The sequence below is a fragment of the Arthrobacter sp. Rue61a genome (genome assembly GCF_000294695.2).
GTDB lineage: Bacteria > Actinomycetota > Actinomycetes > Actinomycetales > Micrococcaceae > Arthrobacter > Arthrobacter aurescens_A.
The window spans coordinates 4,683,199-4,709,332 of the sequence record NC_018531.1 but is presented as its reverse complement, the minus strand read 5'-3'; the positions used below and the strand labels follow the sequence as shown (position 1 = coordinate 4,709,332).

Genomic DNA, 26,134 nt, shown 5'->3' with positions numbered 1-26,134 from the left:
GCATCGGGAGCCGGGTGGATTACCTGGCGTCGAGGGGTTGAACCGGCGATCATCCAAATGGTTGATTCCCGCCCTGGAGCGCTGAATCCGGGGCGGTTTGCACAACGCCGGGGATACGCTGGGAAGCATGCAGTCTCCCGCTGGCGCCGCCACAATCCTCCGCGTGCTGCGCGTGAGCCTGCATGTCGGTTTCGCGGTCCTGCTGCTGGTGGCAATCGTTCGTTTGCTGACTGGCGTGGGAACCGCCGGGACGCCCTCGCCGGTGGCACTGACCGCCGGTTTGGGGCTTTCCGCCCTGCTGGCTGCCGTCTATCTGGCCGGAACCGTTCTGGAGAAGCGCCATTCAAGCGACCCCTCGCGGTTCAACCCCTCAAAGTACGCACGCTGGTGGCTTGCCGCGGTGATGCTCTTATGGTTGCTCCTCCTCCTGGTCAGCAGCGACTTCGCATGGGTGGCGTTCCCGCTCTTCTTCCTGCAATTGCACCTGCTCCCCCGTGGACTCGCGTTACCCGCGATTGCTGGGAGTACTGCCCTTCTGGTGGGCACGCTGTGGTTCCACAGCCGGGGATCGTCCGACGGCGGCCTGCAGCTTTCGATGATCCTGGGACCGGTGTTCGGGGCCGTCTTTGCGGTGGTTACAGGGCTGGCTTACCGGGCACTGTTCCTGGAAGCCGAAAACCAACGCACAGTTGCCGACGAGCTGCGCAGGACACGCGCCGAGCTTGCCCGAACCCAGCACGACGCCGGAATGCTGGCTGAACGTGAACGGCTCGCCCGGGAAATCCACGACACCTTGGCTCAGGGCTTCTCAAGCATTGTGCTGATGGGCAGGTCCGCGGAGAAAGCCTTGGAGAGCAGCGATGTGGAGACGGCGAGGGAGAGCTTGAAAATCGTTCAGGACACAGCATCGGCCAACCTTGCCGAAGCGCGGAGCTTTGTGCGCGGCTTGCGTTCACCGGATCTTGAGCAATCGGGACTCGTGGACACGCTCCGACGACTCTGTGAAAAAACGGAGACGGAAGCTGCTGCCCGGGGTTCCGCGTTGCGCTGCCGCTTCGAGCTGGTGGGTGCGCCCGTAGAGCTGCCGAATACGTACCAGACCACCTTGCTCCGGGCGGCCCAGGCTTCCCTCGCGAACGTGTGGGCGCATGCCCACGCTCGGGCCGCCGTCGTGACGCTGTCCTTTCTGGGCGCGGAGGTGACGTTGGATGTTTTCGACGACGGCATAGGTTTCGAACCGTCGACGGCGGCAGGTACAGCGCGTGGCGACGGCACCGGCGTCGGGCTTCAGAGCTTGCGTGAGCGGCTTGCCGCGCTGGATGGCAGCCTGGAAATCGAGTCGGCTCCGGGCGAAGGGACAGTGGTTGCGGTCCGGATGCCGTTGCCGGTGGATGAAGGTGCTGTGTGAGTGATATTCGGGTGCTGTTAGTGGACGACCATCCCGTGGTCCGGGCCGGACTCCGTGCGATGCTCGCCGACTTTCCAGGCGTGACCGTGGTTGCCGAGGCATCTGAGGGTGATGCCGCGCTGGTGGAACTCAGCAAGCTGCATACCTTGGGCGAGCCCGTGGACCTGGTGCTCATGGATCTGCAAATGGGCAGCGGCATGGACGGTGTGACGGCCACGGAGAAGATCAAGGCCGGCGAGGGCGGTAATCCCCCGCCACCCGTGTTGATTCTGACGACTTACGACACTGACGCCGATATCCTCGCCGCAGTGGAGGCTGGCGCCAGCGGCTACATGCTGAAGGACGCGCCGCCGGAGCAGATTCGGCAGGCTGTCCTGTCCGCCGCGGCCGGGCAAACCGCGCTGGCGCCCGAGGTCGCGGCGCGCCTCATGGGACGCATCCGGAACCCCTCACCGGCGTTGAGCGGCCGGGAAGTCCAACTGTTGGAGCTCTTGGCGACGGGAATGAGCAACCGCGCCATGGCCAAGCAACTCTTCATATCCGAGGCCACGGTGAAGACTCACCTGGTGCATATCTACTCCAAGCTCGGGGTGGACAACCGTACGGCAGCCATTGCCGTCGCTACGCAGCGCAGGATTATCCGCGGCCACTGACTCCCCTAGGTGGATAGGCAATTTTGGTGAAACGGTTGACCTTTGCCCTTTTTGCAGTGACGATTAGTGCACGTTTCGCTATGAGTTAGATCACAAAAAGTCACTCGTCGAAAGTTGGCCCCACATGTTCGCACCCTCCTTGGGCTTATCCGGCGCTGCTCCCAACAGCGCCGGCTACTCCAGAAAAGGCTCGTTAGCCAGGAAGGCCGCCTCCCTCGGCTTGGCCTCGCTACTCCTCGCAGGAACCATCCCCGCTCTCACCTTTGCCACAGCCGCCAATGCCGCTCCCGGCGACCCGGCATCCATCAAAACCGTCACCCCCGAAGTCCCAGTCGATGCCGCCGGAGTACCCCTCGGAGCGGTGAACGGGTTCACCCAGTCCGGAAACGTCGTCGACCTTTCCGCTGAAAAGGGCGCCATCAGGGTCACGTTCCTGGACGACGGCAACTTCCGTTTGGAAGCTGACCCCAGCGGAAAGTTCACCGACCCGGCCAACACCGACCAAGGCGACCCTGCCAGGACTGCCAACATCGTGGTGGGCAAGGACAAATTCCCCGGCAGCACGCCCACCGTAACGGATGGCGATTGGCTGGTTTTGAAGACCGCAAAGATCAGCGTCGAGATCAGCAAGGCCACAACCCAACTCCGCGTCCTCAGGGCTGACGGCTCGCTGGTTCTGGAGGAGTCCGCGCCCATCACCTTCGGCGCCAACTCGGCCACACAGCACCTCGCCCAGCAGGACGGCGAACAGTTCATCGGTGGCGGCATGCAGAACGGCCGCTCCGTCCACACCGGCGCTCTGATCAACATCGCCAAGAACTTCGACTGGGACGACGACGGCTACCCCAACGCTGTGCCCTACTACATGTCCTCCAAGGGCTACGGAGTCCTCCGCGACACGTTCGCCCGCGGCTCCTACAACTTCGCTGGCCAGCCCACCACTACGCATGAGGAAAAGCGTTTTGACGCCTACTACTTCGTGGGTGACTACAAGCAGTCCCTGGGCGCCTACACCACGCTGACCGGCAAGCCGATGATGCCCCCGGTCTACGCTTTGGAGTACGGCGATGCTGACTGCTACAACCGCTCCAACCCGGGCTACTCCTCCTCCGGTTACGGCGATCCCGACGGCGCCAAGCAGAAGACCCCCGACGCCATCAAGACCGCGCGGAAGTTCGTTGAGAACGACATGCCCGCCGGCTGGATGCTGGTCAATGACGGCTACGGCTGCGAGTACCAGCAACTTCCGGAAACCGTGAGCAACATCGAGGAAGAAACCGACCTCAAAGTTGGCCTGTGGACGCAGCGCTCGTTGACCAACCAGGAATACGAAGTGGGCGAGGCCGGTGTCCGGCTCCGCAAGCTGGACGTCGCGTGGGTGGGCCAGGGCTACCGCCAAGCGCTCACCGGTTGCGAAGCGGCGCACGGAGGCATCGAACAGTACTCAAATGCCCGCGGCACCTCGCTGATGGTTGAAGGCTGGGCCGGCTCCCAGCGCTGTGGCATGCAGTGGACGGGCGACCATTCAGGAAACCTCGACGCCGTCCGCTGGCAGGTCTCGGCCCTCACCGGCGCCGGCAACTCAGGTTTGGCGTTCACCACCGGTGACGTTGACGGCATCTTCGGCGGCTCTGCTGAGTCGTACGTTCGCGACCTCCAGTGGAAGGCTTTCGCCCCGGCGCTCTACTCCATGTCCGGCTGGGCTGCGACAGACAAGCGTCCGTGGCTCTACGGCGACGAGGCGACTGCCATCAACCGCCAGTACCTCCAGCTCCGCCAGCAGCTCATGCCCTTCATTTACACGCTGGCTCAGGAGTCATCCACAAGCGGGGTTTCCATGATGCGTTCCATGGCCCTTGAGTTCCCTGACCAGGAGTGGTCCTACGGGGCCGAGGCGAACAACCAGTTCATGCTCGGTTCCGATTTCCTTGTGGCCCCGGTCTTCACCCAGACCGATGTCCGCAATGGCATCTTCCTCCCCGCAGGCCAGCAGTGGGTGGATTACTGGACCGGCAAGCTCTACCAGGGCGGCCAGATCCTCAACGGTTACAACGCACCGCTGGACAAGCTGCCGGTGTTCGTTCGTGCCGGTGCGGTGATCCCGCAAGGCATCGTGGCCCGCAACGCCTCGTTGGTTCCGGAAGATTCCATGATCACCTTGGACGTCTACGCCAAGGGCCAGGACACCTTTACTTTGTACGAGGACGATAAGGTGACCCGCGAATTCAAGGATGGCAAGTCCTCCAGCCAGCTCTTCTCCGTGGATGCCCCAGGCACAGGCAACAGCAGCGTCAAGGTGTCCATCGGTGAGCGGAAGGGTGAGTACACCGGCAAGGCGGCGGCACGTCCCTATGAATTGAAAGTCCACGCCGGCGCAGCGCCCAAGGACGTGAAGATTGGCGGCACCAAGCTGGCCCAGCACTCCACGCAGGCAGCCTACGCCGCAGCAACCACCGGCTGGTACTTCGATGAGGCCAACAACGGCACCATCTGGGTGAAGACGGGCTCCATCGCCTCCAACCAGTCCGCCACTGTCCAGCTACAGCAAGCCGGTCCATTGGGCGGCAAGAGCCAGGAGGACGTTGCAGCTGAGGTTCGCGTGACAACCGGCCAGCAGGTTTTCCAGGATCAGGAAACCACGGTCACGGCGGCGTTCGTGAACACCGGAACCAAAGCCAAGAGCAACGTCGTCCTGACCCCGATCCTGCCTGAGGGCTGGACTGTGGTGTCTTCCTCCGGCGCAACCGCGGCGAAGGTCGACGGCGGTGCGACCACCACCGCAACGTTCGTCATCAAACCCGGCTCCAGCGCAAAGGCGGGCCAACAGACTGTGCGGGTCTCGGCGTCGTACGTTGCTTCGGACGCGAACCAATCGGTGACCGGCGGCAACCAGATCTACGTAGCCTTTGGTTCTCTGGCCGCGGCGTACAACACCGTTTCGGTCACCACGGTGGCAGGTAAGGCGCTTGGAAACTTCGACGGCGGCGGGGCCACCTTCGCTGCCGAGCAGCTGGCCGCCGCCACGGTTCCTGCCGGCGGAGTCCGGCCGGGCAGCACGGTGACAGTGGACGCCGGAAAACCGACGCAGGTTGACTACACGTGGCCGGCCGTCGGACCCGATGTCCCCAACTCGGTGGCGTTGTCCGCGCAAACCATTGCCGTCAAGGGCAAGGGAACGCACTTGGCAGTCCTTGGATCCGCTGCAGTAGGCAATGGCACCAGTCCCACCCTGACACTGACATATGCCGACGGAAGCATGGAAAATCAGTCCATCTTCTTCCCCAACTGGCTGCAGCCGTCGGTTCTTAACGGCGCGGTGCTCGCAGTGTCAGAGCAGGGCCGCAACAACGCCAACGGGCCCTCGCCGGAGTACACGCAATACAAGTACCAGGCGTTCTCCAACACGGTCCGGCTCAACCCCACCAAAGAGTTGGCATCCGTCACCCTGCCCACCGACACCCGAGTGAAGTTCTTCGACTGGAAAGTGACATCGCAGCCGCTGCCGGACGTACCGGTTGGCTCCGTATATGCCTCGGAAACGCCGTGGGTGCAGGCTTTGAACGGCTACGGCGTGATTGGCAAGAACGTGGCGAACAAGGACTCGGCGTCGTCCCCGGACAAGCCGTTGGCCATCAACTACACGGACCCCGCAACCGGTCAGCAGCCTGTGTTCAGCAAAGGTCTGGGTGTGCACGCGGCGTCCAAGATCACCTATTACTTGGGCGGCAAATGCACCTCGTTCACCTCCCAAGTGGGCCTTGAGAGCGGTTTCGGCGGCAACATCATCTTCAAGGTCAACACCGACGGCGTGAACAAGTACCAGTCGCGCACGTACACTCCGGGATTCGCGCCGGAGGCCGTGGTCGTTGACCTCACCGGCGCCGCCTATGTGGAATTGGTGGTGGACCCCTCCGGATCCATCAACGGGGCACATGGTGTGTGGGGTGATGCCAAGTTCACTTGTGCTTCGTAACCTGACGTGAAGATCGCCGTCGCTCGCCAACTCCAGCCTGGGTGGCGGGCGGCGGCTGTCCGTTTAACGGGCACCACAAGAAACTGTCAGTGGAACCGGGCATAATGTCGCAAATGGGGAAATTGAGAAAACACGGTCTTGTCCTTGGTCTCGTATCGCTGGTGATGGCTGGTTCGCTGACTGCCTGTGATGACGGCCGCGCCGGTGCGGAGGGAGCAGCCAAGCAGCTCGCCTCCTCATTGTCAGCGCTCGACGTCGGCTCGCTCGCCGTTGAGGGTAAGGACGCTGCCGCGGCCAACGATCAGCTCAAGGCGGTTTTTGCGGGACTCGAGGCCAAGCCGTCGGTGGCATCCGGTGACGTCAAACTCGACGGCGACACCGCAACTTTCCCCCTGAACTACAGCTGGAACATCGGCTCGGCCAAGTGGGAGTACAGCTCCGAGGCCACGCTGAAGAAGTCCGGCGACAAATGGGCTGTCCAATGGACACCGGCCCTCCTTGCTCCGGAACTCTCTGAGGGTGAGACCCTTTCCGTCAAGACAGTTCCCGCCCAGCGCGGCCAGATCCTGGGTGCAGGAGATGCCCCGATCGTTGAGGACCGTCCCGTCTTCCGTGTTGGCATCGACAAAACCAAGGTCCCCGCAGAGCAAGCCGACGCCTCAGCACGTGCCATGGCTGCACTCCTCGGGCTGGACGCAGAAGAGTACGCCAAGCAGGTTGCTGCGTCAGGTCCGCAGGCTTTCGTGGAAGGCCTCGTCCTCCGCGCGTACACGGCGGAGATCACTGAAGCGAAAATTGAGGCCATTCCCGGCGGTTCGAGCATCCTCGACTCCATGGCTTTGGCACCAACCCGCACTTTTGCGCGGGCATTGCTGGGCAGTGTTGGCCAAGCCAGCGCCGAACAAATTGAGAACTCCAACGGTGCGCTGCGTGCTGGAGACACCACGGGTACCGGCGGCCTGCAGCAGAAGTACGACTCTTTGCTGCGCGGCAAAGACGGCGTGGAAGTAGTTGCCACGCCTGAGGTGAAGTCTCAAGGCGAGACGCCCGGCACCAAAGTGTTCTTCTCGTCGCTCCCAGCCCCTGGCACTACGCTCAAGACCACGCTTGACCTGAAACTCCAGCAGTTGGCCGAAGAGACCTTGGCCGGTGTTGGGCCGGCGTCGGCCATTGTTGCCCTTAAACCATCAACCGGAGCTGTCCTTGCTGCAGCGTCCGGACCCGGAAGCAACGGCTACAACACGGCACTGCTGGGCCAGTACGCACCGGGCTCCACGTTCAAGATCGTTGATTCCCTGGCGATGTTCCGGAACGGCGCAACCCCTGATTCCAAGGTTGAGTGCCCATCCACGCTCACGGTTGACGGCCGGACGTTCAAGAATGCCGAGGGCTACCCGGAGAGCTCACTTGGTTCGGTGGCCTTGCGCGACGCATTTGCGCACTCCTGCAACACCGCCTTCATCAACGCCCGCGACTCCGTCAGCCAAGACCAACTCGAATCCGCGGCCCAGGCTCTGGGCGTAGCGGTTGAAGCACCCAAGCTGGGTGCTGACGCGTTCCTGGGTTCGGTTCCTGGTGCCGCGGAAGGCACCGAGCACGCCGCTTCCATGATTGGCCAGGGCAAGGTGCTCTTTTCCCCGCTTTCGGCCGCAGTCATGGCAGCTTCCGTTGCTAACGGCGCTCCTGTTTCTCCGCAGCTCGTGCTGAACGCCGACGCCGCCCAGAACCCGGACACGGGCCAGGACCCCAGCGCCGGCGCCACGCCCACAGAAGGCGGCACCGCGTCGCCGTCGTCCGCTTCAGTAAGTGCCGTTCCCGTATCACCGGCGTCCACCAAGCCGATCACCAAGGAAGAAGCTGCTGCCCTGTCCGACATGATGCGGGCTGTCGTGACCTCCGGCCACGCAGGATTCCTGGCCGAAGTGCCCGGGACGCCGGTAGGAGCGAAGACCGGTACCGCAGAGTTCGGCAACGACAACCCACCTAAGACGCACGCGTGGATCGTCGCGACGCACGGGGACCTGGCAGTTGCCGTGTTCGTGGAAGAAGGCGGCCTGGGTGCCACCACCAGCGGGCCCCTGCTGAAGTCATTCCTTACCGCGGCTGGCTGACTTTGGAAGGCGTCCGCGCCCTCCAGAGAAGCAAGGCCGTTCGTGGGATAGGCCAAAGGACAGCCAAAACCAGGACAGGTACCAAGGAAATCCCGACGTCGAGAAACTGGCGGATGATGACGGCCACATTGGTGTCGAACCTCGCGGGTGCGTAAAGGAAGCACAGCCATAGCGCGAACGCATCAAGGAGGAGGGCGCTGACTGCCAGGGTGGGTGGCTTCCACGTCCGGGACCTTCCGCGGTCCCGAAGCAGGACAGAGAGTGAAAGCCACAAACTGAGCAGCTCCGCGAGAAGCAGTCCCAGCGCGACCGCCCAGCTGTAGCGCTGCAGCCAGTCTTCTTGCACCATCGTGGGTACGGGTGACTGTCCGTGGAGAATCCGCAGGACATTGCCATCAATGGCTTTGAGCCGCGAGGGCGCGGACGTGTCATTGGCGTTGATGACCAACGCGATACCGATACCGGAATCGGGAATCATTGCCAAGTAGGTGTGCGAGTTGCCCCATTCGCCCTGGTGTTCCAGCAGTAGCGGCAACTTTGAATCCTGTGGTTGCTTGGCTGGATCCGCGGACTCCACAAGTGGGCGGGTGAACCATCCCATGCCGTACCCCTTGGAGCCGTCTACCTGCACGCCAGGCTCGAACATCGCGTTCACGCTGTGCGGCTGGAGGATGGGGGCGTCGCCGTACCGCCCTTGCCCCAGCAGTGCTGTTAGCTCGTGACCCAAGTCCTCGGCGGAGGAGTACATAGTGGTGGACGGCATCCCGGTGGAGGGCGCAGGAACATCCGTCTGCCGCCAAAATGAGCCGAACCACAAGGAATACCCGGCAGCCACGTTGTCTGCGCGGGCAGCCGCTTGCGTCGGATGGCTGTGGGTCATGTTCAAGGGTTCAAAGATGTGCTGCCTCATGTAATCGCCGAAAGGTTGGCCCGAGACTGTCTGCACCAGGAGACCAAGAATGTTGTAGTTCGCGTTGGCATACCCGAAAGCTTCCCCGGGTGACCTGGCCAGAGGCGAGCCTGACAAAGCACGCACACCATCTTCAAGGGCTTCCGGGCCTTGCGCGTCGCTGCCTTCAAACGCCGTGTCTGCTGATGACATACCGCTGCTTTGGTGGAGCAAGTGGCGGACGGAAATTCCGGATGCGCGGCTGTCCTTCAACGCAAACCACGGCAAGTACGTCCGCACAGGTTCATCCAATTCCAGCCGACCAGCCTCAACTTGCTGCATCACGGCGATTGTCGTCAGTGACTTACTGGTGGAAGCCAAGAGCACGGGCGTGCGGACCGTCATGGGCCTTCCCGAATCGTCAGCACGGCCAAACGCAGCAGAATGCACCTGGACACCGTGCTGGACAACCACCACAGCGGCGCCGGGAATCCCTAGGGTGCCGAGCTGGTCTTGCAGGAAGGCGTCCAACTCCCCGTAGGCTGACCCTGCGATGACGGCATTGTCCGGAGCCGGAGTAGTGGAACCTCCCAGAACGGCGGCGGCAAGGACACACGACACTAAGCCGCGCGATGACCATCGAGAAACCCGCATGCCGCACCTGCACTTCGGCTGACCGTCCTTTCACGGTAAGGCGGGGGGACGTGGAAAACAATGCTCCACCAACCGCGCGCGAAGTCAGCCCACGCACCCACGCCTAGTGCCGCCGTCGAGCGCCAATCCGCCGCCGTGGGAGGATTGAAACGTGGCCCATATTGACGTTTCCGGCATCGACTACTTCCTCTCCGACGGCACCCAGCTGCTCAACGGGGTGACTTTCAAGGTCCCCGATGGCACCAAGACGGCGCTCATCGGCCCCAATGGCACGGGCAAGACCACCCTGTTCAAAATCATCTCCGGGGATCTCACGCCGGACGAAGGCGTTGTGGGCCGTTCCGGAAACATGGGCATCATGCGCCAGTTCGTCGGCCAGGTCCGCGACGAATCAACCGTCCGCGACCTCCTGGTTTCCACGGCACAGGCCGGCCTCGCCGCCGCTGCCAAGGCCGTGGAGGACGCCGAGCTCGCCATGATGGAGCACGACGACGAGCCCACCCAGATGAAGTACGCCCAGGCAATTGTGGACTGGGGAGATGCCGGCGGGTACGACGTCGAAACCGTCTGGGACGAAGTCTGCATGGCAGCACTCGGAATTTCCTTCGACAAAGCACAGTTCCGCCGCGCCTCGACGTTGTCCGGTGGCGAGCAGAAGCGCCTGGTGCTCGAGGCCCTGTTTGCCGGTCCGGATGAGCTCCTGCTCCTCGACGAGCCGGACAACTACCTTGACGTGCCCGGCAAGCGCTGGCTCGAGGGGAAGCTCAACGAGTCCAAGAAGACCGTGCTGTTCATTAGCCACGACCGCGAGCTGCTCAACAACGCGGCCGGCCGGATCGTTACGCTTGAACCCGGCATCAACGGTGCCGGGGCATGGATCCACGGCGGAGGCTTCGGCTCATACGTGGAGGCACGCGCCGACCGCAACGCCAGGTTCGAGGAACTCCGCAAGCGCTGGGACGAGGAGCACGTAAAGCTCAAGGAACTCGTCAACATGTACAAGAACAAGGCAGCCTTCCGTTCCGACATGGCCAACAGGTACCAGGCAGCGCAGACCCGCCTTGCCAAGTTCCTGGAAGCTGGGCCGCCCGAGGCCCTGCCGATCGAGCAGAACGTCAAGATGCGCCTCAAAGGTGGGCGAACTGCCAAGCGCGCCGTTGTAGCCGAGAAGCTCGAACTGACCGGACTGATGAAGCCGTTCTCCACGGAGATCTGGTTCGGCGACCGCGTTGGCGTGCTGGGATCCAACGGCTCCGGTAAGAGCCACTTCCTGCGCCTCCTTGCCACCGGCGGCACCGACCCCGAACGCGAGCACCTGCCAGTGTCCGACGTCGTGATCGCTGAAGTGCCGCACGAAGGGGCCGTTAAGCTCGGCGCCCGCATCAGGCCCGGATTCTTCGCGCAGACGCATGTGCGCCCTGACCTTCTGGGCCGTACCTTGTTGGAGATCCTGCACCGCGGCGACGAACACCGGTCCGGCCTTCCTCGTGAGGCTGCCGCTGGAGCCTTGGATTCGTACGGCTTGGCCGGTCAGTCCGAGCAGAAGTATGAGTCCTTGTCCGGGGGCCAGCAGGCTCGTTTCCAGATCCTGCTGCTGCAGCTTTCCGGTGCCACCCTGTTGCTGCTCGACGAGCCCACGGACAACTTGGACCTGCACTCGGGCGAGGCTTTGGAACGAGCAATCGATGCTTTCGAGGGCACTGTCCTGGCTGTCACACACGACCGGTGGTTCGCCAAGTCCTTTGACCGGTTCCTGATTTTCGGCTCCGACGGCAAGGTCTACGAATCCGAGGAACCCGTGTGGGACGAGAAGCGGGTGGAGCGCGCCCGGTAGTTCCGACGCTCTCTCACATAACAGCCCTTTTTGGCCGACGCTCTTGCAGTTGCTGCAAGAGCGTTTCCCTTTAAGCCATGGGATGTGAGAGAGCGTTGGATGCGCAAATGATCACTCATGGTGATTAAATGAGCAATCCTTGCTACGGTTGAAGCATGGGAACTGCTGACCGCCACCGGCTCATTGGCGAGCTGTTGCGTACACGCGAAGAAGCCACAGTGGACGAGCTCGTCCAAGCTACGGGAGCCTCCGGGGCCACCATCCGTCGAGACCTCGAAATCCTCGCAGCAAACGGAGTTCTCAAGCGCGTCCATGGTGGTGCCCGCAGCTTGCTGGCACGGGGAGACAATCCCGGCTACGGACAGCGCGAACTTGAGGACCACGAGGCGAAGGTCCGTATAGCCCAAGCCGTAGATCCACTGATCAAGGACCGCGAGCACGTGTGGCTGGATAGCGGTTCCACGGCCACGGAGATCGCACGCCGCCTGAGCCACCGGGCACTCACGGTGATGCCCATGTCCTTGCACGGCGTGGAAGCGCTGACGCGGAACAAGGACGGCCACGCACCGGAGCTCATACTCCCCGGGGGTCGCCTCACCCCCGGGGAACAGTCGTTCAGGGGACCCATGACTGAAGCCAACGTTCGCTCACTGAGGTTCGACACCGCCGTCGTAACCCCCTGCGCCCTCAACCTCAAGGACGGCCTGCTGGCGCACGACCTAGAGGACGCCGCCGTTAAGCGCGCAGGTCTGGAATCGGCGGCGAGGGTGATTGTGGCTGCCTCAAAAAGCAAGTGGAATGCCAGCGCAGTAGCACTGGTTGCAGCCATGGACACCGTTGCCATGATCGTGACAGACCAGGAACCATCCCCCGAAGATCTTGCCCGGCTCAACAAACTCTCCGTGGAAGTTGTGATTGCATGACCACCAACACCAGAAGCACCACCAACGTCAACGCCGCTGCGGTGGCGACGTTCCTGATCTTCGGCATGAACGGTTTGGTCTTCGCCAGCTGGGCTGCCCGCATCCCCGCCGTGACCGAGGCACTCAGCCTGACGTCCGGCCAGATGGGCACTCTGTTGCTCTGCACCGCCGTCGGGTCCTTGCTGGCGCTTCCATCAGCCGGATGGGTGGTGGGCAGGATCGGTACAGCCAATACGGTCCGGGTGGCCGGCATCGTGGCGGGGGCTGCCGGCGCGGCCATTGCCTTCTCACTGATGGCCGCGTCCGTTCCGGGCACAGCCGTTGCCCTCTTCTTCTTCGGCATCGGTATCGGCCTGTGGGACGTGGCGCAGAACATTGAAGGCGCGGACGTCGAACACCGGCTCAAGCGCACCATCATGCCGCAGTTCCATGCTGCCTTCAGCGGTGGCGCGTTCTTGGGCGCGCTGATCGGGGCCGGCCTCTCCCAACTGGGTGTCGGCTTGCCTGAGCACCTGTTGGTCATCGCGGCCATCGCCGTCATCTTGGCGCTGACGGTCCCCAAGTACTTCCTACCGCACGAGGTCGAAGAAATTCACGACGGCGGCGCGGCGGCTGAGAAGGGCCCCACGGCTTGGAGGGACGGCAGGACGCTGCTCATCGGCGTCGTGGTGCTGGGTGCCACCCTTACCGAAGGTGCGGGCAACGACTGGATCGCGAAGGCTGCAGTGGACGGGCTTGGCGCCTCGGAGTCCACGGGCGCATTGCTGTTCGCGCTCTTTGTCCTGGCCATGACCGTGATGCGGTTCCTGGGTGGCAAGGCAATCGACAAGTTTGGACGAGTGAACGTCCTCCGGGCAAGCATGGCCGCGGCCGCCGTGGGCCTCGCATTGTTCGTCTTCGCCGGCAATGTGATCCTGGCCGGCGTTGGTGCGGCGCTGTGGGGCATCGGCGCGGCGTTGGCCTTCCCCATGGGAATGTCGGCCGCAGCGGATGACCCCAAGCATGCAGCGGCTCGGGTGTCTGTGGTCTCCACCATCGGTTACATAGCGTTCCTAGCCGGCCCGCCCCTCTTGGGCTACCTCGGCGACCACACCGGAATCCATCTGGCCTTGCTGGCCATTGGCGCGCCTATTTTGCTTGCTCTGTTGCTTGCCGGCGTTGCGAAGCCTTTGCCGCCCAAATAGTCCGCCCGTCCGCGCGCTCATTCTCCTTGATGCATATATCGCGTAAACGCCACCACATCAGCAGGACAATGCCGGCAGCCAGACAGGCGCCGCCGAGGACGTCACTCAACCAATGGGCCGACAGATAGGTGCGGCTGATCATCATCGCGATGATTCCGGAGACGGCCAACAGTGCCATCCATGATCGACCAATGAGGATGGCGAGCACCATCAGGAACGCCGTGGTGGTTGATACATGCCCCGAGGGGTATGAGCCGGTATCGGTGAGCACCTTGGCACCTTCCGGCCTGTCCCTACCCACCACAGCTTTGGCGAGCTGCGTTAGTGCCAGCACGGCGATGCCGCTTGAGGCGGCGAACACCGCGGCCATAGGTCGTTGCCATATGAGGAGCGAGATCGCGAGCACTACGTGGAAGACCAGCATCCCCGCATACCCGGCCCAGTTGAGGACAACGTTCACGCCATCCCAGAAGGGTGAGTGCAGGCTGAAGGCGTAGGCCTGCCAGGTAACGTCCACGCCGTTGAACGCCGGCTCGCCTTGCCCGGCCATCAGCAGTATGCCCGGCACTGCGAAAGCGCACAGCAGGAGCACTCCGGGCGTGACCAACTGCCAGGCGGGCCGTTGACGAGGACGGAGTACACGAATCATCCATTCATCGTAGCCACGGCAGCTGGGCGGCACCGGCAAGGGTTAGTGTGATGGGATGCGAGGCTTCTTGGGCAAAGGCCCCAAACGGATTGCAAGATTCGACCATTTCCTGGTCCGGGCTGTGTCCCGGCAACCCCAGGGTGATCACGACGTGTTTTTCCGAGAACTCTCTGCAGCGGCAACCAAAGGCAAACTGTGGTTCGGCATAGCGGGGATTATGGCCACGTTCCCAGGGAAGCCCCGGAGGGCAGCCCTCCACGGACTCCTCGCCCTGGGCGTTGCCTCCGGGGTCACAAACCTGGTCTTCAAAACGGCACTCCCGCGCAGGCGGCCACTCCCTGAGCACCTGCCACTGTTCCGCTTCGTGAATCCGCAGCCGACGAGTTCCTCCATGCCGTCAGGCCACTCAGCGTCTGCGGTGGCGTTCGCGGTGGGTGTCGGCATGGTCTCGCCCGCACTCGGCGCCGCACTGGCACCGCTTGCTGCGGGGGTTGCCTACTCGCGCGTGCACACGGGGGCCCATTGGCCCTCCGATGTGGTCTTCGGTTCCGCTCTCGGTGCGGGAGCGGCACTGCTGACCCGCAAGTGGTGGCCGGCCCGACCGCCCGAACCGACGCCGCGCCGGACGCCTGCGGAAGCTCCCGCAATTTCCGACGGCGAGGGGCTGGGTATTGCGGTCAACGTCCTGGGCGGGTCCTACTCCCCCGAGACTGCAGAGTTATTGAAGGTTATATTCCCAAAGGCTTATATACGCGAAATTTCCGAAGGTGAAGACGTAGCTGCTGAGATCGATGCAGTGGCAACCCGGCCAGGCACCGTTGCACTCGGCGTCTGGGGCGGTGACGGAACGGTTGGCACTGCGGCGGCTGCCGCCGTCGAGCATTCACTCCCGCTCTTGGTGCTTCCAGGCGGAACGCTCAATCACTTCGCCCGCGACCTTGGCACCGGTTCGATTGACGACGCGATCGATGCCGTGACCAAAGGACACGCAGCGTCCGTCGACCTGGGGCACGTGGTGGTGCAACGGGGACTACCTGAAATGCCGGAAACCACAGAGCTGGGCATGCTGAATACGGCGAGTGTCGGCGTCTATCCAAACCTGGTTCGACGTCGGGAGAGACTGCAACCTGCCATGGGTAAACCGCTGGCAAGCGTGGTGGCATCGCTGCGCACCTTCGGCGTGAACTCCCCCACCACGCTGCTGGTGGACGGGGTAAAGCACAAACTCTGGATCCTCTACATGGGCCGGGGCAGGTTCTATCCCAGCGACCATGCACCACTTCGCCGGCCGGTGCTGGACGACGGTGTTTTCGATCTGCGCATGATCACTGCGGACGAGCCATTCGCCCGGGCGCGGCTGCTGTGGGCGGTGGTTACCGGCACCGTCGCCGCCTCCAAAGTCACCCACCTGACCGAGGCCACCACCATCACGGTGGAGGCTCTTGGCCAACCGTTGGTCCTGGCCGTTGACGGGGAGCCGAAGCCCGGGGTCCGCCGTGCCACGTTCACTGTGAAACCGCGCGAGCTCACCGTTTACTCGCCGTTGCCCGTCGACTGAGCGAAAAGCCCGGGTTTCAACGCGGCGGGTCATCCGCGAGGACTACCCTGACTGAACCCTGAATCATCCCTGAGACAGGCGATTTACGTCCCCTCCGTGAGTAGCGTTGTAGGTACATTCAAAACTCACTTGCACACACATGTGCTCCGAGGAGGGAACGCTTCCATGATCGAAGCAAAAGGCCTGACCAAGGTCTACGGCGAGAAGACCGCCGTCGGCGGCGTCAGTTTCACTGTCCAGGCCGGACGGGTGACGGGCTTCCTGGGCCCAAACGGTGCCGGAAAGTCCACAACCATGCGCATGATCATGGGGCTTGACTCTCCTACGGCGGGCTCTGTGACCGTGAACGGTGAGCCGTTCGCCCAGCACAAGGCGCCGCTGCGTGAAATTGGCGCCCTCCTGGACGCCAAGGCTGTCCACACGAGCCGCACGGCTTACAACCACCTTCTTGCCATGGCAGCGACCCACAGCATCCCCAAGAGCCGCGTCCGTGAAGTCATTGAGATGACGGGCCTGGGCGATGTCGCCAAGAAGAAGGTCAAGGGATTCTCACTCGGAATGGGCCAGCGCCTTGGCATCGCAGCAGCGCTGCTGGGTGACCCGCAGACCATCATCCTGGATGAGCCGGTGAACGGCCTCGATCCTGAAGGCGTGGTCTGGGTCCGCAACCTCGTCAAGTACTTGGCCTCCGAAGGCCGCACAGTCTTCCTGTCCAGCCACCTCATGAGCGAAATGGCACTGACGGCAGACCACCTGATTGTCATCGGCCGCGGCAGGATCATCGCCGACGCACCTATCGCCGAAATCATTACGGGCAAGGGCAACGCCCGGACCAGGGTCCGCACCGATCAGCCGGAACGCCTCATGCAGCTCCTGGCCGGCACTGGCGTTTCCGTGGAGGTCCACGAACGCGAACTGCTGGAAGTTTCAGGGCTTGATCCCCGCGGCATCGCCCGTACGGCCCTGGACAACCAAGTGATGGTCTACGAGCTGACACCGCTCCAGGCAAGCCTGGAAGAGGCCTACATGGAACTGACCAAGGACGAGGTCGAATACCACTCGCACATCACCGCCGGGGCCTCGGTTCCCGCTCAGGCCGGAGGGAAATAGACATGAGCACCACCACATTGGACCGCAAGTCCATCCGCAACTCCGTCGGTCCCGGACCGGCATTCCATCGCGTACTCAACTCGGAATTCATCAAGTTCCGTACTCTGATGTCCACGCTGATCCTCCTTGCCTCCACGGCACTGGTCATGGTGGGCTTCGCAGCCCTCTCAGCGTGGGGAACAGGCCAGTTTGCGGAGCAGGCCGCGGCGGATCCCGAAGTCGCAGCAGCCATGGCCGCCCAGGGCGGGGACCTCGCCGTCAGCATCCCCACCTCGGGTATCTCGTTCGCCCAGCTCATCCTCGGTTCCTTGGGCGTCCTGCTCATGAGCTCCGAGTTCACCACCGGCATGGCACGCTCCACCTTTGCCGCCGTCCCCAAGCGGCTCTCGCCTTTCCTGGCGAAGCTCATTGTGGTCATGGTCAGCGCTTTCCTCCTGACAGCGGTGTCCATTTACATCGCGGGCCTGGTGTCGCTTCCCATCGTTGATAACTACGACCTCAAGCTGGACCTTGGCAGCTCACAGTCCATCAAGCTCCTTCTGGTCAACAGCCTCTACGTGGCAGCCGTGGCAGCAATCGGCATGGCCCTCGGAACCATCGTCCGTAACTCGGCCGGCGGCATCATGAGCCTGGTGGGACTCCTGTTCGTTGCGCCTATTGCCTTCCAGCTCATCCCCGGCGACTTCTTCAAGGAAGCCAACAAGTACCTCCCCACGAGCACCATCACGCCCATGACCGCCGTCGAGCATGTCCCGGACACGCTGGAAGCGTGGCAGGCCGCGCTGGTTCTTGGCGCCTGGGTGGTTGTGCCGGTGGCCCTGGCCATGATCCTGCTCAAGAAGCGGGACGTCTAGGACGGGTTGCCGTCTAGGCTCAATTCATGACTGAAGCTCCACAGATGAAGGACGCGTCGGCCACCACGGCCGACGCGTCCTTCGCTGAAATTGCCCAGCGCCGCAGGGGCCGAATACGGCGTTACTTCTTCAAACGGCCCCGCGCGATGGATGCAGTGGTGGTCCTTTGCTACCTTTTGTTGGCGCTGCCCACCATCATTCCGTCGGTCGTCGACGGCAAATGGCTCGTGGTGGCGATACTGCTGTTGATCGCCATCGCGTTGTTCTTCAGGCGCCCGTTTCCGCTTCAGGTGGTTCTCGCTGTCTCCCTTCTGGAAATAGCGGCCACCATCCTGAACCCTTGGGGATCGAATGTTTCCGCAGGTCTATGGTTCGCGCTCTATGCCGTGGCGTCACTCCGGAAGCGTGCGTTGGCGCTGGTGGTTTTCGCGGTAGCCAGCTTGCCTCTGAGCCTGCTCTACCTGTTCATGTGGACGAGTCCCAGCGAGATGGACAACCTGCAGGACGTTCCGGAGAACTTCCACCTCATCAACAACATCGCCACTGCGGTGACCATCATGCTGTCCAACCTTTTGGCCACAGGCATCGGCATTTCGGTGCGCCAGCGCAGGGAACATGAAGCCGAGATTGCGGCGTGGGCCGCGCGAACCACCCAGCTTGGCAAGGTCACCGAGCGCAACCGAATTGCCCGGGAAATGCACGACGTCGTGGCGCACTCGCTGACAGTGATGATCAGCCTTTCGGACGGTGCCGCCGTGGTGGTCAAGAAAGATCCGGAGCGCGCCGGTGACGTGCTCGGAGAACTATCCCGGACGGGAAGGGCCGCGCTGGCCGACATGCGCCGCGTACTCGGCGTTCTGCGGGATGATTCCGGGCGACCGGCACCACTGACACCCCTTGAATCCGGGCAGAACCTGGCGAAACTCTTGGACGGCTTCCGGACAGCCGGACTGCCGCTGCACTACGCCCACACGGGGCCGGGCCTCCCGGCTGACCCGGCCTTCGAACTCACTGTCTATCGGATCGTGCAGGAGTCGTTGACCAACGTCCTGCGGTACGGGCGCTCGCTCAGCCGCGTTGATGTCCAGGTGGCTCGCGATGGTGATTTGGTCACCATTGACGTGCTCGACGACGGCCGCGGAACCCGTGAGGGCGGCAGCGAATCCGTGGGCAGCCTGGGGACCGGGCAGGGAATCGATGGAATGAATGAACGTGCCGGAATCTATGCTGGAATCGTTACTGCCGGACCAGGAAAACGGGGAGGTTGGGCAGTCCATGCCGAGCTCCGCTGGAACGGCGAAAAGGGGGAATCATGATCGAAGAAGTCATCAAAGTGCTGCTGGTGGACGATCAGCCACTGCTGCGGATGGGCTTCCGGCTCATTCTTGAAGGTGAAGAGGACGTCCATGTGGTGGGCGAGGCTTCGGACGGCATCGAGGCTGTTCGCCAAGTAGAAGCCCTGCAACCTGACGTCGTTCTGATGGACGTCCGCATGCCCGGCATGGACGGCATCGAGGCAACCAAGCAGATCACGGATTCAGGCTCCGACGCGCGGGTCATCATCCTGACCACGTTCGACCTCGATGAGTACGCCTTCAGCGGGCTGCAGGCGGGGGCGTCCGCGTTCCTGCTCAAGGACGTTGCCCCCTCTGAGCTGGTTCACGCGGTGCGCTTGGTGGCCAGTGGCGATGCCGTGGTGGCCCCGAGAGTCACGCAACGGCTGCTTGAAACGTATGTACGCGGTGGCGTCGTGCCCGGTCACTCGCCCACTTCGCACCGCGACCCGCTCTTGGACGAACTCACCCCGCGGGAAACCGAAATCCTCACCACCATCGCGGAGGGCCTCTCCAACGCTGAGATCGCCCACAAGTTCTTCCTTTCCGAGGCCACGGTGAAGACCCACGTCCGCCGGATCCTGAGCAAGCTGCAACTGCGGGACCGGGTGCAGGTTGTGGTCTACGCCTACGAAACCGGACTCGTGGTGCCCAGCAACCCGGACTACTGAGACATAGCCGCGGCACAGTTTCACCATGTACAACGCACAGGCGCGGCGCGTTTCATGGAGGCATGACAACTCCTCACCCCGACCACGACCGCGGCCTTGAATTCGATCTCTCCACGCTCCTGAGCCGGCGCCGCAGCTTGGGGCTCCTCTTCGGCGCTGGAACGGCAGCAGCCCTCGCAGCCTGCACGCCGGGAACGGGAGGCGGCAGCGCGTCGCCGTCGAGCACTGCCACCGCCAGCGCTACTGCCACGGCGACGGAAACCACGACGGCGGCTGCGTCACCTTCCGCGTCGGCCACGAGCACGGTGACCCGGGCGTTCGCAGAATGCGGAGTGGAGATCCCGGAGGAGACGCTGGGGCCTTACCCGGGCGACGGTTCCAACGGCCCCAACGTGCTCGAGGCTTCGGGAGTAGTCCGTCGCGACATCAGGTCCAGTTTTGGCACCTCCACCACCAAGGCTGAGGGCGTGCCGCTGACAGTGACCTTGACGCTTCTGGACAACGCGAACGGTTGCGCTCCTCTGGCCGGTGCCGCCGTGTATGCCTGGCATTGCGACCAGAACGGCAAATATTCGCTCTACGATTCGGGCTTGGAGAACGAGAACTACCTCCGAGGCGTGCAGGAAGCAGATGCCAACGGCCAACTGACTTTCAGCACTATCTACCCGGGAGCGTACAACGGCCGCTGGCCACATATTCACTTTGAGGTATTCGAATCCATGAGCAATACGACTGCAGCCGGACAGGTGCTGACGGTCTCGCAGATCGCACTTACTGAGAAGGCTTGCAAGGAGGTCTATGCGACGGCCGGTTATGAATCCAGCGCCAAGAACTTCCCGAATACCACCCTGACCTCGGACAACGTCTTTGGTGACGATGGAGGCATATACCAGCTGGCGACTATGTCCGGTTCGGTCGCGGGCGGTTACACGGCCGCGCTGAACGTCACCGTCTAGCCCGGCCGGCAACGAAAGCGGGGCTAGACTCGGGGGCATGCCTTCGAATGCCTCCGCAGCAGTTGACCACATCAAGGACCTGGGCGAGTACGTATCGGCGTCGCCGTCGAGCTTCCACGCTGTGCACGAAGCCGCGCGCCGACTCGACGCCGCGGGCTTCACGGGATTGGATGAACTGCAGCCGTGGGACGGCGGAGCAGGCAAGTTCTACGTGATCCGCGACGGTGCGCTCATTGCCTGGGTGACTCCCGAAAACGCCGGCCCCACCACTGGTTTCAACATCCTTGGTGCACACACCGATTCGCCGTCGTTCAAGCTCAAGCCGAAGCCCACCACCGGTAAGTTCGGTTGGCTGCAGGCCGGTGTGGAGGTCTACGGTGGGCCGCTGCTCAACTCCTGGCTGGACCGCGAACTGCAGTTGGCGGGCCGCTTGGTACTGCGCGATGGAACCCAGCACCTCACGGCCACCGGACCCCTCCTCCGTTTCCCGCAGCTTGCCATTCACTTGGACCGCGGCGTCAACGACAACGGACTCCACCTTTCCAAGCAGCAACACATGAACCCCGTCTTCGGCCAGGGCGACCCAACCGGTGAAGATCTTCTGGCACTGCTTGCCGATCGCGTTGAGGGCGCCACTGTGGACGCTGCCGATATCGGCGGGTACGACGTCGTGGTGGCAGACACGCAGGCACCGGCGGTTTTCGGGGCCAAGAGTGAGTTCTTCGCTTCCGGGCGCATGGATAACCTCTCCTCCACACACGCTGGTTTGGTGGCGTTGGTAGCGCACGCAGCCGATGCTCCGGCAGGGGGCCCGATCGCCGTCCTTGCTGCCTTCGACCATGAAGAGATCGGCTCCAACTCCCGGTCCGGCGCCTGCGGCCCCATCCTTGAGGACATCCTGGTCCGCATCTCCGACGGCCTGGGCGCTACGGTGAGCCAGCGGCGGCAGGCTTTGGCGGCGTCGTTCTGCGTTTCTGCGGACGCCGGCCACGCTGTCCACCCGAACTACGCGGAGAAGCATGACCCCGCAAACAAACCGGTGTTGAACGGCGGTCCGCTGCTGAAGATCAACGCGAACCAGCGCTACGCCACAGACGCGACGGGCGCCGCCGTCTGGGCAAGGCTCTGTGATGAGTCTGACGTTCCGTACCAGGAGTACGTCTCCAACAACGATCTCCCGTGTGGTTCCACCATCGGACCCCTCACAGCTACACGCTTGGGCATCCGGACGGTGGATGTGGGGATTCCGCTGCTGTCCATGCACTCTGCGCGGGAGTTGTGCGGTGTAGAGGATCCGAAGAGCCTTTCGACTGTTGCGGAGCTTTTTTTCCGTACTGCCGTCTAGGCTGAAGCGTCAAACACTCATTTCAGGGGCATGACAAAAGTTTCCTATAAGAAACTTTAGATGCCTTGAGGGTTACATTTTGTGCACGGCCCCTGTTTGAGGGAGTGCAAAATGTTCGGGTGCACAGGATTCGGTGCGGTGTCGCAGGCTAGCGTGAACTAGTCATGTGGCCAGTGGCACACCACTGCGGCCAACCCCAAACCTAAAGGACGGCGCCGATCCATGCACGCTGACCAACAGCTTTCCAAGTCCCTGAAGCCACGTCACCTCTCCATGATCGCCATCGCCGGCGTCATTGGAGCTGGCCTGTTCGTAGGCTCCGGCGCTGCCATTCAGCAGGCCGGCCCGGGCATCCTCGTGGCTTACCTGGCTGCAGGCCTCGTGGTCATCCTCGTCATGCGCATGCTTGGTGAGATGGCTGCGGCCAACCCCGAAACCGGATCCTTCTCCACCTACGCCGACAAAGCCCTTGGCCGCTGGGCCGGATTCAGCATCGGCTGGCTCTATGCCTGGTTCTGGATCATCGTCCTTGGCATCGAAGCTACGGCCGGTGCCGCCATCATGCACCGCTGGGTTCCCGGCGTCGACCAGTGGATCTGGGCCCTTGTGCTCATGGTGCTCCTGACGCTGACCAACCTCGGCTCCGTGAAGTCCTACGGTGAGTTCGAGTTCTGGTTCGCATCCATCAAGGTGGCCGCAATCGTCATCTTCCTGCTGGCCGGAATCGTTGCCATCCTTGGCTTCATGCCGGGCGTTTCGGCACCCGGCGTCGCCAACCTGCTGGATCAGGGTGGCTTCATGCCAAACGGTCCCGGCGCAGTTCTTGCGGGCATCCTCGTGGTGGTCTTCTCCTTCTTTGGCGCCGAAATAGCCACCATTGCCGCCGGCGAGTCCGAGAACCCGGTGGACGCCGTCAAGAAGGCCGTGAAGTCCACTGTGTGGCGCATCCTGATCTTCTACATCGGCTCCATTGCCATCGTGGTGACCCTGCTGCCTTGGAACGACGCCTCCGTGGCCAAGAGCCCCTATGTTGCTGTCATCGAGCTCTACGGAATCCCGGGTGCCGGCACCATCATGGACATTGTTGTCCTCACCTCGGTGCTCTCCTGCCTCAACTCGGGCTTGTACACCGCCAGCCGCATGCTGTTCTCGCTCTCGCAGCGCGGCGACGCTCCCAAGTCCTGGATGAAGATCTCCAAGCGTGGGGTTCCGGCCGCGGCCGTGCTCGCTTCCACCGTGGTGGGGTTCCTCACCGTTGGCGCGAACTACATTGCCCCGGACTCGGTGTTCCTGTTCCTCGTGAATACCTCGGGTGCCATCGCGCTCTTCGTGTGGTTGGTCATCGCGACGTCCCAGCTCATACTGCGCAAGCGAATGGGTGCAGCCGCCAAGGAGCTCGACCTCAAGATGTGGTTCTTCCCGTACCTCACATGGATTGCCATCGGCGCCATCGTGGCACTCATCATCGGCATGGTCATCATCGAATCCACCCGCGAATCGCTGTTCCTGTCGCTGGCGTTGGCCGCGGTTGTAGTGGGCATCGGCGTGCTTCGCTACCGCAATAAAGGCAACACGCCCGCCACTCCGGTGCTTGGCGGGGAAGCCGAGCGCGCCAAGATCGGTTCCTGACCGCCGTCGCCTTTTCTGCAGCGGGACAGCCGCCGTCATTGCTCGACGGCGGCTGTCCCGTTTCGCTTTATTGTTTGGCTTGCTCATGGCGTTTCTTGTCGGCCTGCAGGATGCCGTCCCGGACGCCTGCACGAACCACGAAGTACAGAAAATAGAGGGCGATCGCCGAGAAGACGACCGTCAGAACCAGGGCATTCAAGGGTGTTGCATCCATGGCCCCAGCCCTAGCGGGAGGCTTTCACGGCCTCAGGAATCCACGGATTGCCATTCTTCGTGTTAGTGTCTTTGACGCTGTCAAGGAGAAAATGGAAACATGTTCTCCTGATCACCTTGCGCGGGTGGCGGAATGGCAGACGCGCTAGCTTGAGGTGCTAGTCCTCGAAAGGGGGTGGGGGTTCAAGTCCCCCTCCGCGCACAAAGAAACCCCCGGAAGTTGATCTTCCGGGGGTTTTGTCGTTCCTGGGTACTAGCCGCCCGGCCCGGGGCGGCCAGCCCTCAGCCGCCAGCACTCAGCCGCCCGGCCGCGGCGCGAACATGATGACGCCTACACCCACGATGCAGATGGCGGCGCCGATCACGTCCCAGCGATCCGGCCGGAAGCCGTCCATCAGCATTCCCCAGCCGAGTGATCCGGCAATGAACACGCCGCCGTAAGCCGCGAGGACCCGGCCAAAGTGCGCGTCGGGTTGGAAGGCCGCGAAGAAACCGTAGATTCCCAGCGCCACCACGCCGAGTCCTGCCCACCACCACGCTTTGCCTTCGCGCACGGCCTGCCAGATCAGCCAAGCTCCGCCGATCTCTGCGACGGCTGCCAAAACGAAGAGAATGGTGGTCTTCAGAACGGTCATAGCCCCAGTATTCCGTGCTGCCCCACCAGGTTATCCACATACGTAATCTGGCTGGTTCCTCCCACGGATCCCGCCGAATAGCTTTGAGTGCAGGAGATGCACTAAGATATTGAAGTCTGTGTTACGCCCTCTTGCCGTGTTTTCGGCCGGGGAGCGCCAACGCAGCATCGCAAATGAACCTCCTGTTACGGAAATACCGTAACCGCTTAGCCCAAAGGAGGTGGGTTCACATATGCGTCCTTACGAATTGATGGTAATCATCGACCCCGAGGTCGAAGAGCGTACCGTAGAGTCGTCGCTTCAGAAGTTCCTCAATGTCATCACCACCGATGGTGGAACCATCGAAAAGGTAGACATCTGGGGCCGTCGCCGTCTGGCGTACGACATCAAGAAGAAGTCCGAAGGTATCTACGCCGTGGTGAACTTCACCGCAGCACCGGCTACCGCCAAGGAACTTGATCGCCAGCTGTCTCTCAACGAGACGATCATGCGCACCAAGATCATCCGCCCTGAAGACCAGAAGGTCGTTGCTGAGTAATCAGCCCCTTTCAGGTCTTTACCCCGCAGGAACGAACAAGGAGGCAGTAGATGGCAGGCGAAACCACTATTACGGTCATCGGTAATCTCACCAATGACCCCGAGCTGCGGTTCACCCCGTCTGGCTCAGCAGTAGCGAACTTCACCATCGCTTCTACTCCCCGGACCTTTGACCGCCAGTCCAATGAGTGGAAGGACGGGGAAACCCTGTTCCTCCGCGCATCGGTATGGCGCGAAGCAGCCGAGAACGTGGCCGAGTCCCTCACAAAGGGCATGCGCGTCATCGTTTCCGGCCGTTTGAAGAGCCGTTCTTACGAAACAAAAGAAGGCGAAAAGCGCACCGTTATTGAGCTTGAGGTCGACGAAATCGGCCCCAGCCTGCGTTACGCAAACGCCAAGGTCAACCGTACCCAGCGCTCCGGCGGTGGCCAGGGTGGCTTCGGTGGCGGTAACGCCGGTAATTCCGGTGGCTTTGGAGGTGGCGCTCCTGGTGGAAACCAGGGTGGCGGCAACTCCGGTGGAACCTGGGGCGGCAACCAGCCCGCACAGCAGCAGGATGACCCTTGGGCTACGCCCGGTGTCAGCAATGCTGGCGGTTGGGGCAACGGCCCGGATTCCGAACCTCCCTTCTAAACACCAAATAAACGTCCGACGCCGGACGCTCACCGGAACTGCCGAAAGGCACCATGGTGACAACCGCCGTCGAACACCACCATCCCGTGGATCAATATCCACGGGCTCCATAGAAAAGGAGCTCCACGATGGCTAAGGCTGAACTCCGTAAGCCCAAACCAAAGTCCAACCCCTTGAAGGCCGCTGACATCACTGTCATCGACTACAAGGACGTAGCATTGCTGCGCAAGTTCATCTCCGACCGCGGAAAGATCCGCGCTCGTCGCGTCACTGGCGTTACCGTTCAGGAACAGCGCAAGATCGCCCAGGCAATCAAGAACGCCCGCGAAGTTGCTCTGCTGCCTTACTCCGGCGCTGGCCGCGGCTAAGGGAAGGGATTAA

General features: G+C 62.6%; 22 protein-coding genes and 1 tRNA gene. 19 read left to right on the top strand and 4 right to left on the bottom strand.

Going from position 1 to position 26,134, the window contains the following annotated elements:
- Positions 1-127: 127 nt before the first annotated feature.
- The 4 genes from ARUE_RS21600 to ARUE_RS21585 all read left to right on the top strand — a co-directional run bounded on the left by ARUE_RS21600 (position 128) and on the right by ARUE_RS21585 (position 8,145).
- Positions 128-1,408: a sensor histidine kinase gene (locus ARUE_RS21600; RefSeq protein WP_014923328.1), complete on the top strand. Its 1,281-nt coding sequence runs from the start codon at positions 128-130 to the stop codon at positions 1,406-1,408.
- The gene (locus tag ARUE_RS21595; RefSeq protein WP_011776773.1) at positions 1,405-2,061 is read left to right on the top strand and encodes a response regulator; all 657 of its coding nucleotides are present in this window, start codon (positions 1,405-1,407) and stop codon (positions 2,059-2,061) included. Before ARUE_RS21600 ends, ARUE_RS21595 begins: the two co-directional genes overlap by 4 nt.
- A gap of 124 nt (positions 2,062-2,185) precedes the next feature.
- The gene (locus ARUE_RS21590; protein ID WP_014923326.1) at positions 2,186-6,034 is read left to right on the top strand and encodes an NPCBM/NEW2 domain-containing protein; all 3,849 of its coding nucleotides are present in this window, start codon (positions 2,186-2,188) and stop codon (positions 6,032-6,034) included.
- Positions 6,035-6,147: 113 nt separating this feature from the next.
- Positions 6,148-8,145, top strand: coding sequence for a penicillin-binding transpeptidase domain-containing protein (locus ARUE_RS21585; protein ID WP_043471608.1), 1,998 nt, complete (start codon positions 6,148-6,150; stop codon positions 8,143-8,145).
- Here the strand turns inward: ARUE_RS21585 and ARUE_RS21580 are convergent.
- A complete protein-coding gene (locus tag ARUE_RS21580) occupies positions 8,129-9,688 on the bottom strand; it encodes a serine hydrolase domain-containing protein (RefSeq protein WP_014923324.1) in 1,560 nt (519 codons plus the stop codon). The two genes, ARUE_RS21585 and ARUE_RS21580, sit on opposite strands and share 17 nt — an antisense overlap.
- Positions 9,689-9,839: 151 nt before the next feature.
- Here ARUE_RS21580 and ARUE_RS21575 point away from each other — a divergent pair, with 151 nt between their 5' ends.
- The 3 genes from ARUE_RS21575 to ARUE_RS21565 all read left to right on the top strand — a co-directional run bounded on the left by ARUE_RS21575 (position 9,840) and on the right by ARUE_RS21565 (position 13,629).
- Positions 9,840-11,522, top strand: coding sequence for an ABC-F family ATP-binding cassette domain-containing protein (locus ARUE_RS21575; protein WP_014923323.1), 1,683 nt, complete (start codon positions 9,840-9,842; stop codon positions 11,520-11,522).
- Between the two features lie 155 nt (positions 11,523-11,677).
- The gene (locus tag ARUE_RS21570) at positions 11,678-12,445 is read left to right on the top strand and encodes a DeoR/GlpR family DNA-binding transcription regulator (protein ID WP_014923322.1); all 768 of its coding nucleotides are present in this window, start codon (positions 11,678-11,680) and stop codon (positions 12,443-12,445) included.
- On the top strand, positions 12,442-13,629 hold the full coding sequence (locus tag ARUE_RS21565) for an MFS transporter (protein WP_014923321.1): 1,188 nt from the start codon (positions 12,442-12,444) through the stop codon (positions 13,627-13,629). The genes ARUE_RS21570 and ARUE_RS21565 overlap by 4 nt, the downstream gene beginning before the upstream one ends.
- On the opposite strand, the gene ARUE_RS21560 is transcribed toward ARUE_RS21565, so the two are convergent.
- Positions 13,574-14,278 (bottom strand): phosphatase PAP2 family protein, encoded by a 705-nt coding sequence (locus tag ARUE_RS21560; protein WP_043470904.1) that lies wholly within the window; start codon positions 14,276-14,278, stop codon positions 13,574-13,576. The two genes, ARUE_RS21565 and ARUE_RS21560, sit on opposite strands and share 56 nt — an antisense overlap.
- A 55-nt stretch (positions 14,279-14,333) precedes the next feature.
- Between ARUE_RS21560 and ARUE_RS21555 the strand changes: the two genes are divergently transcribed.
- The 8 genes from ARUE_RS21555 (at position 14,334) to ARUE_RS21520 (ending at position 23,735) form a co-directional block, all read left to right on the top strand.
- On the top strand, positions 14,334-15,836 hold the full coding sequence (locus ARUE_RS21555; protein WP_011776765.1) for a bifunctional phosphatase PAP2/diacylglycerol kinase family protein: 1,503 nt from the start codon (positions 14,334-14,336) through the stop codon (positions 15,834-15,836).
- Positions 15,837-16,001: 165 nt separating this feature from the next.
- Entirely contained in the window at positions 16,002-16,946 is a 945-nt protein-coding gene (locus ARUE_RS21550) for an ABC transporter ATP-binding protein (protein ID WP_011776764.1), read from the top strand.
- Between the two features lie 2 nt (positions 16,947-16,948).
- The gene (locus ARUE_RS21545; RefSeq protein WP_011776763.1) at positions 16,949-17,800 is read left to right on the top strand and encodes an ABC transporter permease; all 852 of its coding nucleotides are present in this window, start codon (positions 16,949-16,951) and stop codon (positions 17,798-17,800) included.
- Between the two features lie 26 nt (positions 17,801-17,826).
- Positions 17,827-19,116 carry a sensor histidine kinase gene (locus tag ARUE_RS21540; RefSeq protein WP_014923320.1) on the top strand — a complete coding sequence of 430 codons (1,290 nt, stop codon included), beginning with the start codon at positions 17,827-17,829 and terminating at the stop codon, positions 19,114-19,116.
- The gene (locus ARUE_RS21535; RefSeq protein ID WP_011776761.1) at positions 19,113-19,805 is read left to right on the top strand and encodes a response regulator; all 693 of its coding nucleotides are present in this window, start codon (positions 19,113-19,115) and stop codon (positions 19,803-19,805) included. The genes ARUE_RS21540 and ARUE_RS21535 overlap by 4 nt, the downstream gene beginning before the upstream one ends.
- A gap of 62 nt (positions 19,806-19,867) precedes the next feature.
- A complete protein-coding gene (locus ARUE_RS21530) occupies positions 19,868-20,761 on the top strand; it encodes an intradiol ring-cleavage dioxygenase (protein ID WP_014923319.1) in 894 nt (297 codons plus the stop codon).
- A gap of 37 nt (positions 20,762-20,798) precedes the next feature.
- On the top strand, positions 20,799-22,106 hold the full coding sequence (locus ARUE_RS21525) for a M18 family aminopeptidase (protein WP_011776759.1): 1,308 nt from the start codon (positions 20,799-20,801) through the stop codon (positions 22,104-22,106).
- Between the two features lie 222 nt (positions 22,107-22,328).
- Entirely contained in the window at positions 22,329-23,735 is a 1,407-nt protein-coding gene (locus tag ARUE_RS21520; RefSeq protein ID WP_011776758.1) for an amino acid permease, read from the top strand.
- A gap of 67 nt (positions 23,736-23,802) precedes the next feature.
- Here the strand turns inward: ARUE_RS21520 and ARUE_RS24530 are convergent, their stop codons facing one another.
- On the bottom strand, positions 23,803-23,949 hold the full coding sequence (locus ARUE_RS24530) for a hypothetical protein (RefSeq protein WP_014923318.1): 147 nt from the start codon (positions 23,947-23,949) through the stop codon (positions 23,803-23,805).
- 118 nt (positions 23,950-24,067) lie between these two features.
- Between ARUE_RS24530 and ARUE_RS21515 the strand changes: the two genes are divergently transcribed.
- Positions 24,068-24,150 (top strand) — tRNA-Leu (locus tag ARUE_RS21515).
- A gap of 94 nt (positions 24,151-24,244) precedes the next feature.
- On the opposite strand, the gene ARUE_RS21510 is transcribed toward ARUE_RS21515, so the two are convergent.
- Positions 24,245-24,583 carry a YnfA family protein gene (locus tag ARUE_RS21510; RefSeq protein WP_014923317.1) on the bottom strand — a complete coding sequence of 113 codons (339 nt, stop codon included), beginning with the start codon at positions 24,581-24,583 and terminating at the stop codon, positions 24,245-24,247.
- 232 nt (positions 24,584-24,815) lie between these two features.
- Here ARUE_RS21510 and rpsF point away from each other — a divergent pair, with 232 nt between their 5' ends.
- The 3 genes from rpsF to rpsR all read left to right on the top strand — a co-directional run bounded on the left by rpsF (position 24,816) and on the right by rpsR (position 26,121).
- Positions 24,816-25,121, top strand: coding sequence for a 30S ribosomal protein S6 (gene rpsF, locus ARUE_RS21505; protein ID WP_011776755.1), 306 nt, complete (start codon positions 24,816-24,818; stop codon positions 25,119-25,121).
- 50 nt (positions 25,122-25,171) lie between these two features.
- On the top strand, positions 25,172-25,753 hold the full coding sequence (locus ARUE_RS21500; RefSeq protein ID WP_011776754.1) for a single-stranded DNA-binding protein: 582 nt from the start codon (positions 25,172-25,174) through the stop codon (positions 25,751-25,753).
- A 128-nt stretch (positions 25,754-25,881) separates the two neighbouring features.
- Positions 25,882-26,121 (top strand): 30S ribosomal protein S18, encoded by a 240-nt coding sequence (gene rpsR, locus ARUE_RS21495; protein ID WP_003800144.1) that lies wholly within the window; start codon positions 25,882-25,884, stop codon positions 26,119-26,121.
- Positions 26,122-26,134: the final 13 nt, after the last annotated feature.

Excerpts from the sequence above, each read along its gene's own strand:
- ARUE_RS21600 (WP_014923328.1), top strand. The coding sequence starts at position 128 with ATGCAGTCTCCCGCTGGCGCCGCCACAATCCTCCGCGTGCTGCGCGTG.
- ARUE_RS21590 (WP_014923326.1), top strand. The coding sequence starts at position 2,186 with ATGTTCGCACCCTCCTTGGGCTTATCCGGCGCTGCTCCCAACAGCGCC.
- ARUE_RS21585 (WP_043471608.1), top strand. The coding sequence starts at position 6,148 with ATGGGGAAATTGAGAAAACACGGTCTTGTCCTTGGTCTCGTATCGCTG.
- ARUE_RS21580 (WP_014923324.1), bottom strand. The coding sequence starts at position 9,688 with ATGCGGGTTTCTCGATGGTCATCGCGCGGCTTAGTGTCGTGTGTCCTT.
- ARUE_RS21570 (WP_014923322.1), top strand. The coding sequence starts at position 11,678 with ATGGGAACTGCTGACCGCCACCGGCTCATTGGCGAGCTGTTGCGTACA.
- ARUE_RS21565 (WP_014923321.1), top strand. The coding sequence starts at position 12,442 with ATGACCACCAACACCAGAAGCACCACCAACGTCAACGCCGCTGCGGTG.
- ARUE_RS21560 (WP_043470904.1), bottom strand. The coding sequence starts at position 14,278 with ATGATTCGTGTACTCCGTCCTCGTCAACGGCCCGCCTGGCAGTTGGTC.
- ARUE_RS21555 (WP_011776765.1), top strand. The coding sequence starts at position 14,334 with ATGCGAGGCTTCTTGGGCAAAGGCCCCAAACGGATTGCAAGATTCGAC.
- ARUE_RS21550 (WP_011776764.1), top strand. The coding sequence starts at position 16,002 with ATGATCGAAGCAAAAGGCCTGACCAAGGTCTACGGCGAGAAGACCGCC.
- ARUE_RS21545 (WP_011776763.1), top strand. The coding sequence starts at position 16,949 with ATGAGCACCACCACATTGGACCGCAAGTCCATCCGCAACTCCGTCGGT.
- ARUE_RS21540 (WP_014923320.1), top strand. The coding sequence starts at position 17,827 with ATGACTGAAGCTCCACAGATGAAGGACGCGTCGGCCACCACGGCCGAC.
- ARUE_RS21535 (WP_011776761.1), top strand. The coding sequence starts at position 19,113 with ATGATCGAAGAAGTCATCAAAGTGCTGCTGGTGGACGATCAGCCACTG.
- ARUE_RS21530 (WP_014923319.1), top strand. The coding sequence starts at position 19,868 with ATGACAACTCCTCACCCCGACCACGACCGCGGCCTTGAATTCGATCTC.
- ARUE_RS21525 (WP_011776759.1), top strand. The coding sequence starts at position 20,799 with ATGCCTTCGAATGCCTCCGCAGCAGTTGACCACATCAAGGACCTGGGC.
- ARUE_RS21520 (WP_011776758.1), top strand. The coding sequence starts at position 22,329 with ATGCACGCTGACCAACAGCTTTCCAAGTCCCTGAAGCCACGTCACCTC.
- ARUE_RS24530 (WP_014923318.1), bottom strand. The coding sequence starts at position 23,949 with ATGGATGCAACACCCTTGAATGCCCTGGTTCTGACGGTCGTCTTCTCG.
- ARUE_RS21510 (WP_014923317.1), bottom strand. The coding sequence starts at position 24,583 with ATGACCGTTCTGAAGACCACCATTCTCTTCGTTTTGGCAGCCGTCGCA.
- rpsF (WP_011776755.1), top strand. The coding sequence starts at position 24,816 with ATGCGTCCTTACGAATTGATGGTAATCATCGACCCCGAGGTCGAAGAG.
- ARUE_RS21500 (WP_011776754.1), top strand. The coding sequence starts at position 25,172 with ATGGCAGGCGAAACCACTATTACGGTCATCGGTAATCTCACCAATGAC.
- rpsR (WP_003800144.1), top strand. The coding sequence starts at position 25,882 with ATGGCTAAGGCTGAACTCCGTAAGCCCAAACCAAAGTCCAACCCCTTG.